At 74.0% G+C, this 14,280-nt stretch carries 14 protein-coding genes; 6 read left to right on the forward strand and 8 right to left on the reverse strand.

Annotated features, from left to right (window positions below):
* Window positions 1-61: 61 nt before the first annotated feature.
* Window positions 62-844, forward strand: coding sequence for a peroxide stress protein YaaA (gene yaaA / locus IG05_RS0109860; RefSeq protein WP_030341128.1), 783 nt, complete (start codon window positions 62-64; stop codon window positions 842-844).
* 77 nt (window positions 845-921) lie between these two features.
* Window positions 922-1,584, forward strand: coding sequence for a bifunctional 4-hydroxy-2-oxoglutarate aldolase/2-dehydro-3-deoxy-phosphogluconate aldolase (eda, locus tag IG05_RS0109865; protein ID WP_030341129.1), 663 nt, complete (start codon window positions 922-924; stop codon window positions 1,582-1,584).
* On the opposite strand, the gene IG05_RS0109870 is transcribed toward eda, so the two are convergent.
* Genes IG05_RS0109870 through IG05_RS0109885 form a run of 3 tightly spaced genes read right to left on the reverse strand, consistent with a single transcriptional unit; the run spans window position 1,556 to window position 4,731 of the window.
* Window positions 1,556-3,118, reverse strand: coding sequence for a bifunctional RNase H/acid phosphatase (locus tag IG05_RS0109870; protein ID WP_030341130.1), 1,563 nt, complete (start codon window positions 3,116-3,118; stop codon window positions 1,556-1,558). The genes eda and IG05_RS0109870 overlap by 29 nt on opposite strands.
* 16 nt (window positions 3,119-3,134) lie before the next feature.
* Window positions 3,135-3,878: a zinc ribbon domain-containing protein gene (locus tag IG05_RS0109875; RefSeq protein WP_078894016.1), complete on the reverse strand. Its 744-nt coding sequence runs from the start codon at window positions 3,876-3,878 to the stop codon at window positions 3,135-3,137.
* A 13-nt stretch (window positions 3,879-3,891) separates the two neighbouring features.
* Window positions 3,892-4,731, reverse strand: a complete 840-nt coding sequence (locus IG05_RS0109885; RefSeq protein WP_030341132.1) for a Nif3-like dinuclear metal center hexameric protein — start codon at window positions 4,729-4,731, stop codon at window positions 3,892-3,894.
* 187 nt (window positions 4,732-4,918) lie between these two features.
* Between IG05_RS0109885 and IG05_RS0109890 the strand changes: the two genes are divergently transcribed.
* Together IG05_RS0109890 and IG05_RS48305 are read left to right on the forward strand one after the other, a co-directional pair.
* A complete protein-coding gene (locus IG05_RS0109890) occupies window positions 4,919-6,076 on the forward strand; it encodes a hypothetical protein (RefSeq protein WP_030341133.1) in 1,158 nt (385 codons plus the stop codon).
* A gap of 97 nt (window positions 6,077-6,173) precedes the next feature.
* Complete coding sequence (locus tag IG05_RS48305; protein ID WP_199808281.1) at window positions 6,174-6,329, forward strand: hypothetical protein; 156 nt, start codon at window positions 6,174-6,176, stop codon at window positions 6,327-6,329.
* A 194-nt stretch (window positions 6,330-6,523) separates the two neighbouring features.
* Here IG05_RS48305 and IG05_RS0109900 read toward each other — a convergent pair whose 3' ends face one another.
* Genes IG05_RS0109900 through IG05_RS0109910 form a run of 3 tightly spaced genes read right to left on the reverse strand, consistent with a single transcriptional unit; the run spans window position 6,524 to window position 9,448 of the window.
* Window positions 6,524-7,462 carry a 3-oxoacyl-ACP reductase gene (locus tag IG05_RS0109900; RefSeq protein ID WP_030341134.1) on the reverse strand — a complete coding sequence of 313 codons (939 nt, stop codon included), beginning with the start codon at window positions 7,460-7,462 and terminating at the stop codon, window positions 6,524-6,526.
* 9 nt (window positions 7,463-7,471) lie between these two features.
* Window positions 7,472-8,548 (reverse strand): Zn-dependent alcohol dehydrogenase, encoded by a 1,077-nt coding sequence (locus IG05_RS0109905; protein ID WP_030341136.1) that lies wholly within the window; start codon window positions 8,546-8,548, stop codon window positions 7,472-7,474.
* A 24-nt stretch (window positions 8,549-8,572) separates the two neighbouring features.
* Entirely contained in the window at window positions 8,573-9,448 is an 876-nt protein-coding gene (locus tag IG05_RS0109910; protein WP_030341138.1) for a MaoC/PaaZ C-terminal domain-containing protein, read from the reverse strand.
* Window positions 9,449-9,739: 291 nt separating this feature from the next.
* Here IG05_RS0109910 and IG05_RS0109915 point away from each other — a divergent pair, with 291 nt between their 5' ends.
* Entirely contained in the window at window positions 9,740-11,026 is a 1,287-nt protein-coding gene (locus IG05_RS0109915) for a sensor histidine kinase (RefSeq protein WP_051789693.1), read from the forward strand.
* On the opposite strand, the gene IG05_RS0109920 is transcribed toward IG05_RS0109915, so the two are convergent.
* Window positions 10,992-12,530: an alpha-L-arabinofuranosidase B gene (locus IG05_RS0109920; protein WP_199808282.1), complete on the reverse strand. Its 1,539-nt coding sequence runs from the start codon at window positions 12,528-12,530 to the stop codon at window positions 10,992-10,994. The two genes, IG05_RS0109915 and IG05_RS0109920, sit on opposite strands and share 35 nt — an antisense overlap.
* Before the next feature lie 228 nt (window positions 12,531-12,758).
* Complete coding sequence (locus IG05_RS0109925) at window positions 12,759-13,388, reverse strand: TOPRIM nucleotidyl transferase/hydrolase domain-containing protein (RefSeq protein ID WP_030341142.1); 630 nt, start codon at window positions 13,386-13,388, stop codon at window positions 12,759-12,761.
* Between the two features lie 152 nt (window positions 13,389-13,540).
* Here IG05_RS0109925 and IG05_RS0109930 point away from each other — a divergent pair, with 152 nt between their 5' ends.
* The gene (locus tag IG05_RS0109930) at window positions 13,541-14,182 is read left to right on the forward strand and encodes a response regulator transcription factor (RefSeq protein WP_030341144.1); all 642 of its coding nucleotides are present in this window, start codon (window positions 13,541-13,543) and stop codon (window positions 14,180-14,182) included.
* Window positions 14,183-14,280: the final 98 nt, after the last annotated feature.

The following is a 14,280-nucleotide window of genomic DNA, read 5'->3' on the forward strand; positions in this document are numbered from 1 at the left end:
CGTACGGCCCCGATTCCATGCCGTCGTACCCTGGCGCGGAGGTCTACGTGAGGAGTACGTGTTGCTGGTCCTGCTGCCGCCCTCGGAAGGCAAGGCGAATTCGGGCGGGGGCGCCCCGCTGGAGCTCGGGTCGCTGTCCCTGCCGGGGCTGACCGCCGCCCGGGAGGCGGTGCTCGGGGAGCTGGTGGAGCTGTGCTCCGGTGACGAGGAGAAGGCCCGCGAGGTGCTCGGGCTGAGCGAGGGCCTGCGGGGCGAGGTCGCGAAGAACGCCGGGCTGCGCACGGCCGGCGCCCGCCCCGCCGGGGAGATCTACACCGGTGTCCTCTACGACGCCCTGGGCCTGGCCACGCTGGACGCGCCCGCCCGGCGGCGCGCGGCGGACTCGCTGCTGGTGTTCTCCGGGCTGTGGGGCGCCGTGCGGGTGACGGACAGGATCCCCTCCTACCGCTGCTCGATGGGCGTGAAGCTGCCGGGACTCGGTGCGCTGGCCGGGCACTGGCGGGCGCCGATGGCCGAGGTGCTGCCGGAGGCGGCCGGGGCGGGGCTGGTACTGGACCTGCGGTCCTCGGCGTACGCGGCGGCCTGGCGGCCGAAGGGCGAGGTGGCCGGGCGGACGGCGACGGTGCGGGTGCTGCACGCGCCGACCCGGAAGGTGGTCAGCCACTTCAACAAGGCGACGAAGGGCCGGATCGTGCGCAGCCTGCTGACCGCCGGGGCCGTGCCGGAGGGGCCCGCCGAGCTGGTCGCGGCGCTGCGGGACCTGGGGTACGCCGTGGAGGCGGAGGCGCCCGGGAAGGCGGGCAAGGCGTGGGCGCTGGACGTGCTGGTGGAGGAGGTCCACTAAACGCACGGTCACCGCAGGGCGTTGCAGCATGTGCAACGCTCATTGCGGGTGATGCAGCCGCTGGGCACGATGAGGGCATGACCTCGCCGCTGCCCTCCTCCCCGGCTGCCTCCGTCCTGGATCTCGCCCCCGTCGTGCCGGTCGTGGTGCTCGCCGACGCCACCGACGCCGTACCGCTCGCGCGGGCGCTGGTGGCGGGCGGGCTGCCGGCGATCGAGGTGACCCTGCGGACCCCGGCGGCGCCGGCCGCGATCCGGGCGATCGCCGAGCAGGTCCCGGAGGCCGTGGTCGGGGCGGGCACGGTGATCGCACCGGAGCAGGTGGACGCGAGTACGGCGGCCGGGGCGCGGTTCCTGGTCAGTCCCGGCTGGACGGAGGCGCTGCTGGCGGCGATGCGCGGGTCCGGGGTGCCGTTCCTGCCCGGGGTGTCGACCGCCTCGGAGGTGGTCGCGCTGCTGGAGCGCGGGGTGCGGGAGATGAAGTTCTTCCCGGCGCAGGCGGCGGGCGGTACGGCGTACCTGAGGTCGCTCGCGGGGCCGTTGCCGCAGGCCCGGTTCTGCCCCACCGGCGGGATCGGCCCGCAGACCGCGCCGGAGTACCTGGCCCTGTCCAACGTCGGCTGCGTGGGCGGGAGTTGGATGATCCCGGCGGAGGCGGTGGCCGCCGGGGACTGGGACCGGGTCGAGCGGCTGGCGCGGGCCGCGGCCGGGCTCAGGGACGCAGGTGGGAGGTGTCGTTGAAGAGCCGTACGCTCGCGTTGCCGTCCGCGTAGTACGCCACCGCCGACAGGGAGGCCGCCGAGAGCTCCATCCGGAACAGCGACTCGGGCGGGGCGCCCAGGGCGAGCCGGATCAGGGTCTTGATCGGGGTGACGTGCGTGACCAGCAGGACCGTGCGGCCCGCGTGGGCCGCGACCAGCTTGTCCCGGGTGGCGGCGATCCGGGTGGCCGTCTCGGCGAAGCTCTCGCCGCCGCCCGTGGGGTGCGCCTCCGGGTCGGCGAGCCAGGCGTTCAGGTCGTCCTGGTGACGCTCGCGGACCTCGCCGAAGGTCAGGCCCTCCCACGCGCCGAAGTCCGTCTCGCGCAGACCGTCCTCGATCGTGACGTCCAGGTTCAGCCGGGCCGCGACGATGCCGGCGGTCTCGCGGGTACGGGCGAGGGGGGAGGCCACGACCGCCTGGATCGTGCCGCGCCTGGCGAGTGCCTCGGCGACGCGGTGCGCCTGCTCGCGGCCGGCGGCGGAGAGGCCGGGATCGCTGCCACCGCTGCCGGAGAAGCGCTTCTGGGGGGTGAGGGGGGTCTCGCCGTGCCGGAGCAGGACGAGGGTGGCGGGCGCACCGAGATCGGGGGCGGAGCTCCAGCCCGGGGTACTGACCACACGCTGCTCACCGGGGGTGCTCGGCAGGCGCGGCTCACCGGGGGCGATGGGCAGGCGCGGCTCGCCGGAGGTACCGGTCCCGCGCGGCTCGCCAGGGGCGTTGGTCACGCGCTGCTCGCCGGAGCCGGAGGCACTGGGCAGGCGCTGCTGGCCGGGCGTACCGGTTCCGCGCTGCTCGTCAGGAGCGTTGGCCACGCGCTGCTCGCCGGAGGTACCGGTCAGGCGCGGCTCACCGGAGGCACTGGCCACGCGCGGCTCGCCGGTGGGTGCCGGGGCGGTGGTATCCGTCTCGCGTACCGCTTCCGCTTCGGCGTCGTCCTCGGCCGCAGCCGCCACCGGCCGCACCGGACCGCCGGTCCGGCCCTCCGCGAGCGCCGCGCGGGCCTTCGCCGCTCCCGCCGCCGCGTCCCCGGGCGGCCCCGACGGCGCGGGGGCGGCGGGCGGGGTGTCCAAGGCCGCCCTGGACTCGGACGGGGACCACTGCCGGCCCTTCGCGCCCGCGTCCATCGCCTCGTTCGCCAGGCGGTCCGCGTGCTTGTTCCGCTCGCGCGGGATCCACTCGTAGCTGACCTGGTCCGGCGGGAAGACCGACCTCGCCTCCGTGGCCAGGGGCTTCATGTCGGGGTGCTTGATCTTCCAGCGGCCCGACATCTGCTCGACGACGAGCTTGGAGTCCATGCGGACGTGGACCCGCGCGGTGGGGTCGAGGGCGTGGGCGGAGCGGAGGCCGGCCAGGAGGCCGCGGTACTCGGCGACGTTGTTCGTGGCGACGCCGAGGTACTCGGCCGCCTCCGCCAGGGTCTGCCCCGTCGCCGCGTCGCAGACCACGGCCCCGTAGCCCGCGGGCCCGGGGTTGCCCCGCGAGCCGCCGTCGGCCTCGACGATGAACTCCCGCACCGGCCCCACTCCTTGCCTATAGACCCGACTCCGCCGTACGCACCAGGATGCGGCGGCAGTTCTCGCAGCGGACGACCGTGTCCGGCGCCGCCGAGCGGATCTCGTTCAGCTCGGTGATGGCCAGCTCCTGCCGGCAGCCCTGGCAGGTGCGCGCGTACAGCTTGGCCGCGCCGATGCCGCCCTGCTGCGTGCGCAGCTTTTCGTACAGCTTGAGCAGGTCGGCGGGGACGGACGCGGCGACGACCTCGCGCTCCTTCGTCACCGAGGCCACCTCGCCGTCGATCTCCTCGAACGCCGCGGCCCGGCGGCCGGTCGCGTCGTCGATCTTCGACTGCACGGAGGCGACCCGCCCGGTCAGCTCGTTCACCCGCTCCTGCGCGGCCTCGCGGCGCTCCATGACCTCCAGGACGACGTCCTCCAGATCGCCCTGCCGCTTGGCGAGGGAGGCGATCTCGTGCTGGAGGTTGGACAGGTCCTTGGGCGAGGTGACCGCGCCGGAGTCCAGGCGCTGCTGGTCACGGACGGCGCGCTGGCGCACCTGGTCGACGTCCTGCTCGGCCTTGGTCTGCTCGCGGGCGCAGTCGCTCTCCTCGGTCTGCGCGGCCACGAGCAGGTCGCGCAGCTGTGTGAGGTCCTTGGTCAGCGACTCGATCTCGGCGTGCTCGGGCAGGGACCTCCGCTTGTGCGCGAGCTGCTGCAGGCGGACGTCGAGGGCCTGGACGTCGAGGAGACGGATCTGGTCGGCGGGCGCGGCGTTCAGTTGGGGGCTCCTGTTAGCTAGAGGGGGTGGTGGACGCCGCGTGGGCGGTCCAGGGGTCGGTGACCGTCTTGGAGACGTGGACGCGCAGGCCCCAGCCGTGGCGGTCGGAGATCTCGTCGAGCTGGCTCGCGGCCAGCTCGCACCAGGGCCACTCGGTGGCCCAGTGCGCCGCGTCGAGCAGCGCGAGGGGGCTGTGGGCCACCGCCTCGGATGCGGGGTGGTGGCGCAGGTCGGCGGTGAGGAAGGCGTCGACGCCGGCCGCGCGGACCTGGTCGAAGAGGCCGTCGCCGGAGCCGCCGCTGACGGCGACCGTACGGACGACGGCGTCGGGGTCGCCGGCCACCCGGATGCCCTGCGCGGTGGCGGGCAGCCGCTCGGCGGCGCGGGCGGCGAGTTCGCGGACGGTGAGGGGGTGGTCGAGTTCGCACACGCGGCCGAGGCCCCGGCACCCGTGCGGGTCGGTGGGGTCCGGCACGAGGGGCCGTACGACGCGGAGGTCGAGGGCTCCGGCGAGGGCGTCGGAGACCCCCGGGTCGGCGGTGTCGGCGTTGGTGTGGGCGACGTGCAGCGCGATGTCGTTCTTGATGAGGGTGTGCACGACCCGGCCCTTGAAGTGCGTGGCCGCGACCGTGGTCGTCCCGCGGAGGTAGAGCGGGTGGTGGGTGACGAGCAGGTCGGCGCCGAGCTTCAGGGCCTCGTCGACGATCTCCTGGACCGGGTCGACGGCGAACAGGACCCGGGTGACCTCCTGCTCGGGGTCGCCCACCACCGTGCCGACCGCGTCCCAGGACTCGGCCCGCTCGGCGGGCCACAGGTTCTCCAGCGCGGCGATGACTTCAGACAGACGGGGCACGGCCCAAGGCTACCTGGCTGCCCGGCGGGGCCGTACCGCATGCGTCCGGTCTGTCCCCGGTCAGCACAGACGCCCCGGTTTCCTCAGGTGAATCGCTTCTGCGCCACCCGTATGTGTGAAGCGTGGGACAGGGGGAGCCCCGCCTGTGCGTGCGAAAACTAGCTTCGTCGCCGGAGGTGACCGAACGATGACGGCCTGTGCTATCGAACCACCGTCCACGGGCGGGGCCGACGGCGTGCCGGGAGCGGGGTGCGCGATCACGGCGGACGGTGCGTACGCCGCCCGGCTCGCGCGGGACGGTGACTCCTGGTACCCGGAGCGCTGGACCCTGGACGGCCCGGAGCCGTACGCGGTACCGCTGCCCGGCGACCAGCCGGAGCCGCCCGGCACCGAGGTGCAGCCGATAGGCGACGGGCGGGTGCTGATCCACCGTCCGGTGCAGCCGCGGCACGTCTTCGCGCTGCTGTACCCGACCGGTCCCGGCACCGGTGAGCTGCCGCTGGGCGCGGTGGAGTGCCCCGAGCCCGGCACCCGGCTCACCCTGCTGCCGCCGGCGCCGGGGGGCGTGCGGGCGTACGCCCTCGCCGTCGGGCCGCGCTCCAGCTCGGTGTGGCTGGTGGCGGGCGGGGCGTTCGGCCCCGAGCGGCTCGCCGAGGTGCCGGGACGCTGCTCGGGCGGGGTCTGGCTGGACGGCGCCGGGCGGCTGCTGGCGCTCGACCGGGAGCTGGGCGGGCACACCAAGACGGTGGTGCTCGACCTGGAGCGCGCGGAGGTCTCGCCGCTGTTGCAGATCGCGGAGGGCAGCGACGACCGGTTGCTGCTCGCCGACCAGGACAGCGGCCTGCTGCTGATCTCCTCCGACGCGCCCTCGCCGGGGCAGGAACGATTGGGCTGGGGCGTGCTCGGCAGCACCCTGCCGGTGCGGTTCCCGGAGTGCCTGCGGGTGCCGGACTGCGTGGTGACGCCGTTCGCGATCCAGCCGGGGCAGGTGCTGATGCCGGAGGACTGCGCGGTGGGCCTGCGGTTCGACGGCGCCTTCGGCACCTGGGTGGGCACCTGGCGGCCGGCCGAGCGCCGGGTCCGGCACCTTCCGGCGCCCGAGGGCTGGCTGGCGGGGGCCGGGGTGTGGACGCGGGAGGGGCTGCTGCGGCTGCCGTACGCGACGCGGGAGACGCCGTGCGGTGTGGCGGACCTGGCGGCGCCGGCGGATCCCGGCCGGGAAAGCGGTGCCGAGCCGGTGCCCGGGCCGGTCCCGCCGGTGGCCCAACCGGAGCCCGCGGTACGGCCGGTGACCCGTCCCGTGCCGTTGCAGCAGGCACCTCTGGGACGTCTTGTAACGAACTAGTGCCGGTCGGCGTGTGCGCCTGGATTCGGCCCGTGGTGTGCCGGTTACACTCGCTCGGCTGTACGAAAGATCATGGTTGACGGGGTGAATACGTCCGATGAGCGACACCAGCACGACTGAGCAGCTGTCTGCCGGCTCCGAGACCGCCGGCCACGGCCGGCACCGCGGCCCGGTCGCGGCCCAGGAGAGCGACACGGCTCCGCACGGCCGGCACCGCAAGCCGGTCCAGGAGACGGTCGAGGCGGCTGCCTGACGGCAGTGAGGAAGAGGGGGCGTCCGCTCGACGGGCGCCCCCTTCGCCGTTCCCCCGCCCGAACGCCGTGCTCCCCCGCCCGGGTCCCTGGACGCCATCAGCATCCGGCTCCCCGAGCACGACCGCCGCCCGAGCCCCTGAGCACTGCCCGCATCCGGCTCCCCGGGCACGACCGCCGCCCGGGCCCCCGGGCGCTACCCCCGCCTGAGCCCCAGCACCTCCGTCGCCGCGAAGGTCTCCCCCGGCGGCCGGTCCGCGTAGTGCGGGGTGAGCAGCGCGTCGAGTTCGTCGTAGGTGAAGGTTTCCTGCGCGCTGTCGAAGCGGGCGCGCACCCGCGGCCGTTCCACCACGGCCACCATGCCGCCGTGCACGACGAGCAGCTGGCCGTTGACCCCGGCGGCGGCCGGTGCGGCCAGGTAACCGACGAGCGGGGCGACGTGCTCGGGGGCGAGCGGGTCGAGGCCCTCGTCCGGTTTCCGCAGGCCGGCGAAGACGTCCTCGGTCATCCGGGTCCGGGCGCGCGGGCAGACGGCGTTGGCGGTGACGCCGTACTTGGCGAGGGCGAGGGCGGTGGAGGTGGTGAGGCCGACGATCCCGCCCTTGGCGGCCGCGTAGTTGGGCTGCCCGGCGGATCCCGCCAGGAACGCCTCCGAGGAGGTGTTCACGATCCGCCCGTAGACCGGTCCCCCGGCCGCCTTGGCCCGCTCCCGCCAGTGCGCGGCGGCGAAACGGGTGGTGTTGAAGTGGCCTTTGAGGTGGACGCGGATCACCGAGTCCCACTCGTCCTCCGTCATGGAGAAGACCATGCGGTCGCGCAGGATGCCGGCGTTGTTGACGAGGATGTCCAGCTTGCCGAACTGGGCGATCGCCGACTCGACCAGTTCCCGTGCCTGTGCGAAGTCGGAGACGTCCCCGGTGTGCGGCACGGCGGTGCCGCCGGCCGCCCGGATCTCCGCCGCGACCTGCTCGGCGGGCCCCGCCGACGCGGCGCCCGAGCCGTCCCGTCCGGGCTGCCCGTAGTCGTTGACGACGACCGCCGCGCCGAGCCGGGCGAGTTCCAGGGCCTCGGCCCGGCCGAGCCCGCGTCCGGCGCCGGTGACGATCGCGGAGAGGCCCGCCAGTGGCTGTGACATGCGGCGTCCTCAGATCTCGATGCAGGTGCGCAGGGCGGTCCCGGTGCGCATCTGGTCCAGCGCCTCGTTGATCCCGGCGAGCGGCACCCGGTGGGTGATCAGGCCCGCGAGGTCGACGCGGCCGGCCCGCCACAGGGCGATCGCGCGCTCGTAGGAACGCAGCACGTCGCCGCCGCCGTACAGGGACGGCAGGATGCGCTTCTCGTCGAAGAACAGCTCGAACATATTGAGCTGGAGGACGTCGTCCATGGCGCCGGCACCGACCACGACGAGGGTGCCGCCGCGCCGGGTGGCGTCGTAGGCGGTGCGGGCGGTGGCGGACCTGCCGACGACCTCGAAGACGTAGTCGAAGCCCTCGCCGCCGGTCACCTGCTGCTTGGCGTCGGCCAGCTCCTCCGGCGGGACGGCCCTGGTGGCGCCGAACCGGAGGGCCGACTCGCGCCGGGCGGCGACCGGGTCGACGGCGACGATCTCGGCGGCGCCCTTCAGCCGGGCCCCCTGGACGGCGGAGATGCCGACGCCTCCGCACCCGATGACGGCGACCGACGAACCGGCGGCCACGTCGGCGGTGTTGAGGGCGGCGCCGAGCCCGGTGGTGACCCCGCAGCCGATCAGGGCGGCGATGTCGAAGGGCACGTCCTCGGGGATCGGCACGGCGCAGCCGGCGTCGACCACGACCTCCTCGGCGAAGGTGCCGGTGCCCGCGAAGCCGAACACGTCGCCGCCGGGGCGCCGGAAGTTGGGGGTGCCCGCGTTCATGAACCCGGCCAGGCAGAGCTGGGTCTGCCCGCGTTTGCAGGCGGGACAGGCACCGCAGGCCGGCAGCCAGCACAGGACGACCCGGTCCCCGGGCTTCAGGTGCCGTACGCCGTCGCCCACGTCGAGGATCTCGCCGGCGCCCTCGTGGCCGGGCACGAAGGGGGCCGGCTGGGGCAGCACGCCGTTCATCGCGGACAGGTCCGAGTGGCACAGCCCGGTGGCGCGCACCCGGACCCTGACCTTGCCGGGGCCGAAGCCCACCGCCTCGACGTCGTCGAGGACCTCCAGCTTTTCCTGGCCGATCTCGTGCAGTACGGCTGCGCGCATGGTGCGGCTCCCCTCACAGGCTTCTCAGGAGTGCTGAACGATGGTGTCGGCGAGCACCGGAGCGTCCCCGCGTTCCACGGCTCCCACCGTGACCCGCACCCGTCCCTCCTCGCGCCACATCCGCACGCGCAGGGTCTCCCCCGGGAACACGACCCCGGCGAACCGGGTGGCGTAGCCGCGCACCCGGGTCACGTCGCCGCCGAGCAGGGTGTCCACGACCGCCTTGAGGGTGATGCCGTAGGTGCACAGGCCGTGCAGGATCGGCTTGTCGAAGCCGGCGAGCTTGGCGAACTCGGGGTCGGCGTGCAGGGGGTTGTAGTCGCCGGAGAGCCGGTAGAGGAGGGCCTGGTCGGGGCGGACGGGCCGGTCGACGGTCCGGTCGGGGTCGCCGGCGGGCGGTTCCGGGCGGGCGGAGGGCCCGCGGTCACCGCCCCAGCCGCCCTCGCCGCGTACGAAGATCTGGGCGTCGTTCGTCCACAAGGGGCCGTCGGCGTCGGTGACTTCGGTGCGCAGGACGAGGACGGCGGCCTTGCCCTTGTCGTACACGGCTGCGATCCGGCTGCCGGCCGTGGCGGTGCCGGCGACCGGGATCGGCCGGTGCAGGGTCAGGTTCTGGCCGCCGTGCAGGACCTTGGCCAGGTCGACGTCGACGCCCGGCATGGACAGTCCGCTGATCACCCCGGGGGAGCCGGCGCCCGCGACGGTGGCGAAGCTCGGCAGGACGTGCAGCCGGCTCTCCAGGGTGTAGCGCAGCTCGTCCGGATCGGTGGCGGGACCGTCCTTGTCCGGGTTGGCGCCCGCGCCGATGCCGAGGTGGTAGAGCTGGACGTCCTTGGCGGTCCAGCCGATCTCACCGGAGCGGGGTTCGGCGGCGAGGGCCTGGGCTGCGTCGATGGGCATGGGGCTCCTGACGGGTCTCAAGACCTCGGTGCGGACGTCCGCACCGTCGGCCGCACCGAGGTCGTCCACGTGCGGACCTAGAACGCGTTCCAGTCCGGCGCCCTCTGTATAGCCCAGCGCTCCACAGTTGTGAAGGCTCCTGACGCCGTGTCAGCTCCGGTGGCGGCGGCTGTGACATTTGTCCCGCCCGGGTCCGTACATGTGTGTCTGCCGGGGACGGGGCGGTTGTTCGTACGCTGTGCTGTCGTACCGCCGTCGGCGGGGACCATCTGACCGGGGGAAACATCGAACATGACGTGGATGCGGAGAGCACGCTGCCACATACGGGCCCTGCGGACCGAGCGCCGTCGGTGGCGGGCCGACCTGGAGCGGTTCAGGGCCGCCCGACGCGCCGCCCGGAAGCGGGGCGCGGATCCCGCCGCCGTGGACCATCCGGGCCCGCCGCCCACCGGGTTCTCCCTGCTGCCCTGGCTGCTGATGGGCATGGGCTCCTTCTCCAACCTGCTCCAGGGCCGGACCGCGAACCCGTGGATCGGCGGCCTGGGCCTGCTGGCCTTCAACTCGCTGTACGTCTACGTCACCTTCCGCGCCTTCGACCGGGCCAGGCGGGAGTCGGTCAGCACACGGGTGGCGCTGGGCCTGCTCGCACTGCTCACCACCGGCCTCGCCCTCGGCTACGGCGGCAGCTGGCTGATGTTCTTCCCGCTGCTGGGGCTGGCCACCGGCGCCGTCCTGCGCGGGCCCTGGCTGGGCCGCACCGGCATCCTGCTGGCGGTGTACGCGGGGGCCGTCTCCGCTGTCCGCGACGACTGGGCGAACGCGACGACCATGGCCTACGGCACCTTCATCTCCGCCATGGTGACGGCCGCGATCCTCAGCCTGTCCGAAGCCGTGCGGGAACTGCGGGCCGCCCGCGAGGAGTTGGCCCGGCGCGCGGTGGAGCAGGAGCGGCTGCGTTTCTCCCGGGATCTGCACGACCTGCTCGGGCACACGCTGTCCGTGGTCGTGGTGAAGTCCGAGGCGGCCCGCCGGCTGGCCCCGCGTGATCTGGCCGCGGCGCTGGCGCAGATCTCGGACATCGAGTCGGTGGGCCGGCAGGCGCTCACCGAGATCCGGGAGGCGGTGACCGGCTACCGCGAGGGCAGCCTGGCCACCGAGCTGACCCGGGCCCGGTCGGCGCTGTCCGCGGCGAGCGTGCGGCCGGTGGTCCGCCAGTCCGGGGCACCGCTCGCCCCGCAGACCGAGGCGCTGCTCGGCTGGGTGGTGCGCGAGGCGGTCACCAATGTCGTCCGGCACAGCCGCGCGAGCCGCTGCGAGATCACCGTGGAGGGAGCCGCCGAACGGGTGCGGCTGACGGTCACGGACGACGGCGAGGGCACCGGCACCGGCACGAGCGGGGGTGTCGGCGGTACCGGGCTGAAGGGGCTGACCGAGCGCCTCGCGGCGGCGGGCGGTTCCCTCACGGCCGGCCCGGCGCCGCGCGGCGGCTTCGCGGTCACCGCCGACCTCCCGGCCGGCGGTGCGGAGGCGGTGCCGGCCGCGGTTACGGCGCCCAGGGCGCACCGACCGCCCAGCTGACGTCGTTCGCCCAGGACGTGGCGCTGTCGAAGGCGTTGGATCCGCCGTTGCTCGCTATGTAGAGGTTGTGGTCGTAGTGGCGCAGGTACCTCGTCGGGTAGTTGTACGAGGCGAACGAGGTACCGGCGCCGCTCTTGCCGGTCTGCGGGCAGAAGGTGGCGTCGGCCCGGAACTGGGCGGTGCCGTCCATGGGCTGCCGGTAGACCCGGTAGTTGAAGTGGCGCAGGAAGTCACCGGGGTAGTTCCGCGACTCGAAGGAGACGCAGGAGCCGTCGGCCAGACCCCGGCGGACGATCCAGGTGGCGTCACCCTTGTCGACGGACGAACTGCCGGACGACACCGGCGAGATGAGGGCCGCGTCGTTCTGGTGGCGGACGTAGTCGCTGGTGCAGCAGGAGGTCGTGGCGCGCAGGGAGATCTCCGAGGCAGGGCCGAGCGTGCCGGTGCTGCCGGTCGGGCCGCCGTAGCCGACGGAGACGATGTCGGCCTGGACGGCGTCGTCGGCGGCGTCGGTCGGGATGCCGGAGGTCATCACGCCCTCGAAGAAGGAGCCGATGGAGCCGTTGCTGTTGTCGCCGCCGGTGCCGAGGACGATCGCGCCTTCCTGATGCATCGGCGAGTAGCCGCCCGCGGTCGGCTCACCCCCGGAATAGGTGGTGGTCAGCCCGCCGGACTGGGCGTTGCCGCGTTTCAGCGCGAAGTGGTTCTGACCGTTGTTCTTGAGCAGCGCGGTCACGAACGGCAGCGGTCCGGTGCCGGTGTCGGAGGTGTTCCTGCTGTAGCCGGCGTCGGACTGGAACAGCCCGTTCTCCAGGTCGGCCTGCACCCACGGGCCCTGCCCGGAGCAGGGCGAGAACCAGCACTCGGTGCCGAAGTTGATGGCGTCCATGTGGCCGTTGCCGGTGTCCAGGTTGTTGGTCTCGGCGTTGCCGTAGTCGAAGCAGCAGCGGTTGTTGACGTGCGTGCCCGAGGTGACCATGTACATCCCCTCGGCCTGTCCGTTCACGGCCACGCCCGAGGTGGAGTTGTCCCGGTAGCCCATGCCGGCGGAGATCTCCAGGCCGTAGACCTGATGGCCGCCGGCGGTCACCGGCAGGGCGTCCGCGGGCGCCCCCACATCGGCGGCCCCGGCCCCGCCCGCGCCCTCGACGGTGAGGTCGTTGTGGCGCGGGGACTGGTCGTAGATCTCGGTGACGATGCAGGTCGTGCCGGAGCAAAAGGAGTCCTGGGCGGCGGCGTCGGCGTACCCGCCGGCGGTCAGCAGACCGATGTTCCTCTTCGCCCCGTCCGAGGCCCGCCGCACCTGGTACAGCGGCCCGTTGTACGACCCGTACAGCGCCCGGGCCAGGCTGTGCGCGGCGACGCAGGGGGTGCCGGCGGCGCCGTAGAGGTCGCAGGGCAGCGAACTCGCGGCGGCTGCCGGGGGCGCGCCGGTGCCGAGGAGCAGCGCGGTGAGGGTGGCGCAGACGGCCAGGAGACAGAGGAGAGCGCGGGGGGTTCTCATCGGTACGGTGCACCTCGGGTTCATCGAAGGGGGCGTTCAAGACGTTCGAGATATCGGACGTTGTTCGGCCGATATACCGAACCTGTTCACGTGGCGAGATTCCCGGGATTCCTGCGAAGGCAGAGGCGATTGTTTGGGTGCCTCCCGGAGCCGTCAACCCCCGCCGCACCGGACCATGCCGATTCTTTACGGCCGGGCCTTCACCGCCGGGCCCTCACCGCCGGGCTTTCACGAACCGGCGAGCAGCCCGTCGAGCAGGCCGTCGAGCGGGGCCGGGACGCGGTCGGGGTCGAGCGCCTCGACCAGCACCCGGCCGTAGTGGATCTTGCGGCCCTTCTTGGTGCCGAGGAAGCGCCGCACCTGCTGCTGGGGACTGCGGCCCTGCTGCGCGGGCTGGCGCAGGAAGGTCTCCAGGGCGCGCAGGTCGCCCTCCGCCCGGACCAGTTGCGCCACCCGGGTCACGCCCAGCGCCCGGATCAGCTCGTCCTCCAGGTCGGCCGCGCAGACGAAGAACCCGTGCCGTGCCGCGCCGGCCCGTTCCCAGCCGCGGGCGTAATAGCCGCGCTCACGCTCGTCGCACAGCCCCGTGAGGCGCAGGTCCAGCCCGGTGGGCCCGAGGAGGCGGGCGAAGCGCCCGACGTTCATCGCCCCGCCCATCGACAGGACGCAGACCCCCTCGGCCGCCAGGTCCCGGCCGCGGCGCGCGGCCAGCGCGCCGACCGCCGCGGCGTCGCTCGGCCCTTCCAGCAGGACGGCCGTCCGGACGGACAGCCGCGCCGCCAGCTCCCGCGCGGGGCCCTCGGCGCCTCCGGCCGCCCACGCGGTGACCGCCTCCCGGAACGCCCTCATGTCGGTCATGGGACGAGTCTCCGCCCTTCCCCGCCCCGCGGACAGCCGATTTCCACCGGACCCGCGACGGCCCGGCCGGACGCCGGTGCCCTGGCGTGCCGGGGCGGCAACCCTTCGCCGGCCCGCCCCCGTTCACCCCCGCTCCGCCGTAATCTGGCTCCATGAACGAGCTGCCCCGGGACCGTCGGCCCGCCAAGTGCATCCGGGTGCTGCTCGCCGAGGACCAGGGCATGCTGCGTGGCGCTCTCGCCCTGCTGCTCGGCATGGAGGAGGACATCGAGGTCGTGGCCCAGCTGGGGGCGGGGGACGGCATCGTGGACGCCGTGCTCACGCACCGGCCTGACGTGGCCCTGCTGGACATCGAACTGCCGGGCAGGAGCGGGCTGGACGCGGCGGCCGAGCTGCGGGACCAGGCGCCCGACTGCCGGGTGCTGATCCTCACCACCTTCGGCCGGCCGGGCTATCTGCGCCGGGCCATGGAGGCCGGTGCGGCCGGATTCCTCGTCAAGGACGGGCCGGTGGAGGAACTGGCCGCGGCGATCCGGCGGGTGCTCACCGGGGAGACCGTGGTCGATCCGGCGCTGGCCGCCGCCGCGCTCGGCGCCGGGCCGAATCCGCTGACGGCCCGCGAGTGCGAGGTGCTCCAGGCGTCGGTGGACGGGGCGACCGTCGCCGACATCGCCGGCAAGCTGCACCTGTCCGAGTCCACCGTCCGCAACTACCTCTCCTCCGCGATCGGCAAGACCGGCACCCGCAACCGGGCGGAGGCGGTACGGGAGGCCCGGCAGCAGGGCTGGCTGTGAGCGGTGCCTGTCGCGTCCCCGGTCACTTCGTCACGTCCGCGGCGACGCACACGAACCAGAGGTCCGCGGAACGCGATGACTTTCCCCGGCCGACGCCC

Origin of the sequence: Streptomyces sp. NRRL S-1022, assembly GCF_000720135.1 — a bacterium.
GTDB lineage: Bacteria > Actinomycetota > Actinomycetes > Streptomycetales > Streptomycetaceae > Streptomyces.

What these genes read in the sequence shown, in the direction of transcription:
- IG05_RS0109925 (WP_030341142.1), bottom strand. Translation starts at nt 13,388, where the DNA reads ATGACCGACATGAGGGCGTTCCGGGAGGCGGTCACCGCGTGGGCGGCC.
- IG05_RS0109930 (WP_030341144.1), top strand. Translation starts at nt 13,541, where the DNA reads ATGAACGAGCTGCCCCGGGACCGTCGGCCCGCCAAGTGCATCCGGGTG.
- IG05_RS0109910 (WP_030341138.1), bottom strand. Translation starts at nt 9,448, where the DNA reads ATGCCCATCGACGCAGCCCAGGCCCTCGCCGCCGAACCCCGCTCCGGT.
- IG05_RS0109915 (WP_051789693.1), top strand. Translation starts at nt 9,740, where the DNA reads ATGACGTGGATGCGGAGAGCACGCTGCCACATACGGGCCCTGCGGACC.
- eda (WP_030341129.1), top strand. Translation starts at nt 922, where the DNA reads ATGACCTCGCCGCTGCCCTCCTCCCCGGCTGCCTCCGTCCTGGATCTC.
- IG05_RS0109905 (WP_030341136.1), bottom strand. Translation starts at nt 8,548, where the DNA reads ATGCGCGCAGCCGTACTGCACGAGATCGGCCAGGAAAAGCTGGAGGTC.
- IG05_RS0109920 (WP_199808282.1), bottom strand. Translation starts at nt 12,530, where the DNA reads ATGAGAACCCCCCGCGCTCTCCTCTGTCTCCTGGCCGTCTGCGCCACC.
- IG05_RS48305 (WP_199808281.1), top strand. Translation starts at nt 6,174, where the DNA reads ATGAGCGACACCAGCACGACTGAGCAGCTGTCTGCCGGCTCCGAGACC.
- IG05_RS0109900 (WP_030341134.1), bottom strand. Translation starts at nt 7,462, where the DNA reads ATGTCACAGCCACTGGCGGGCCTCTCCGCGATCGTCACCGGCGCCGGA.
- IG05_RS0109890 (WP_030341133.1), top strand. Translation starts at nt 4,919, where the DNA reads ATGACGGCCTGTGCTATCGAACCACCGTCCACGGGCGGGGCCGACGGC.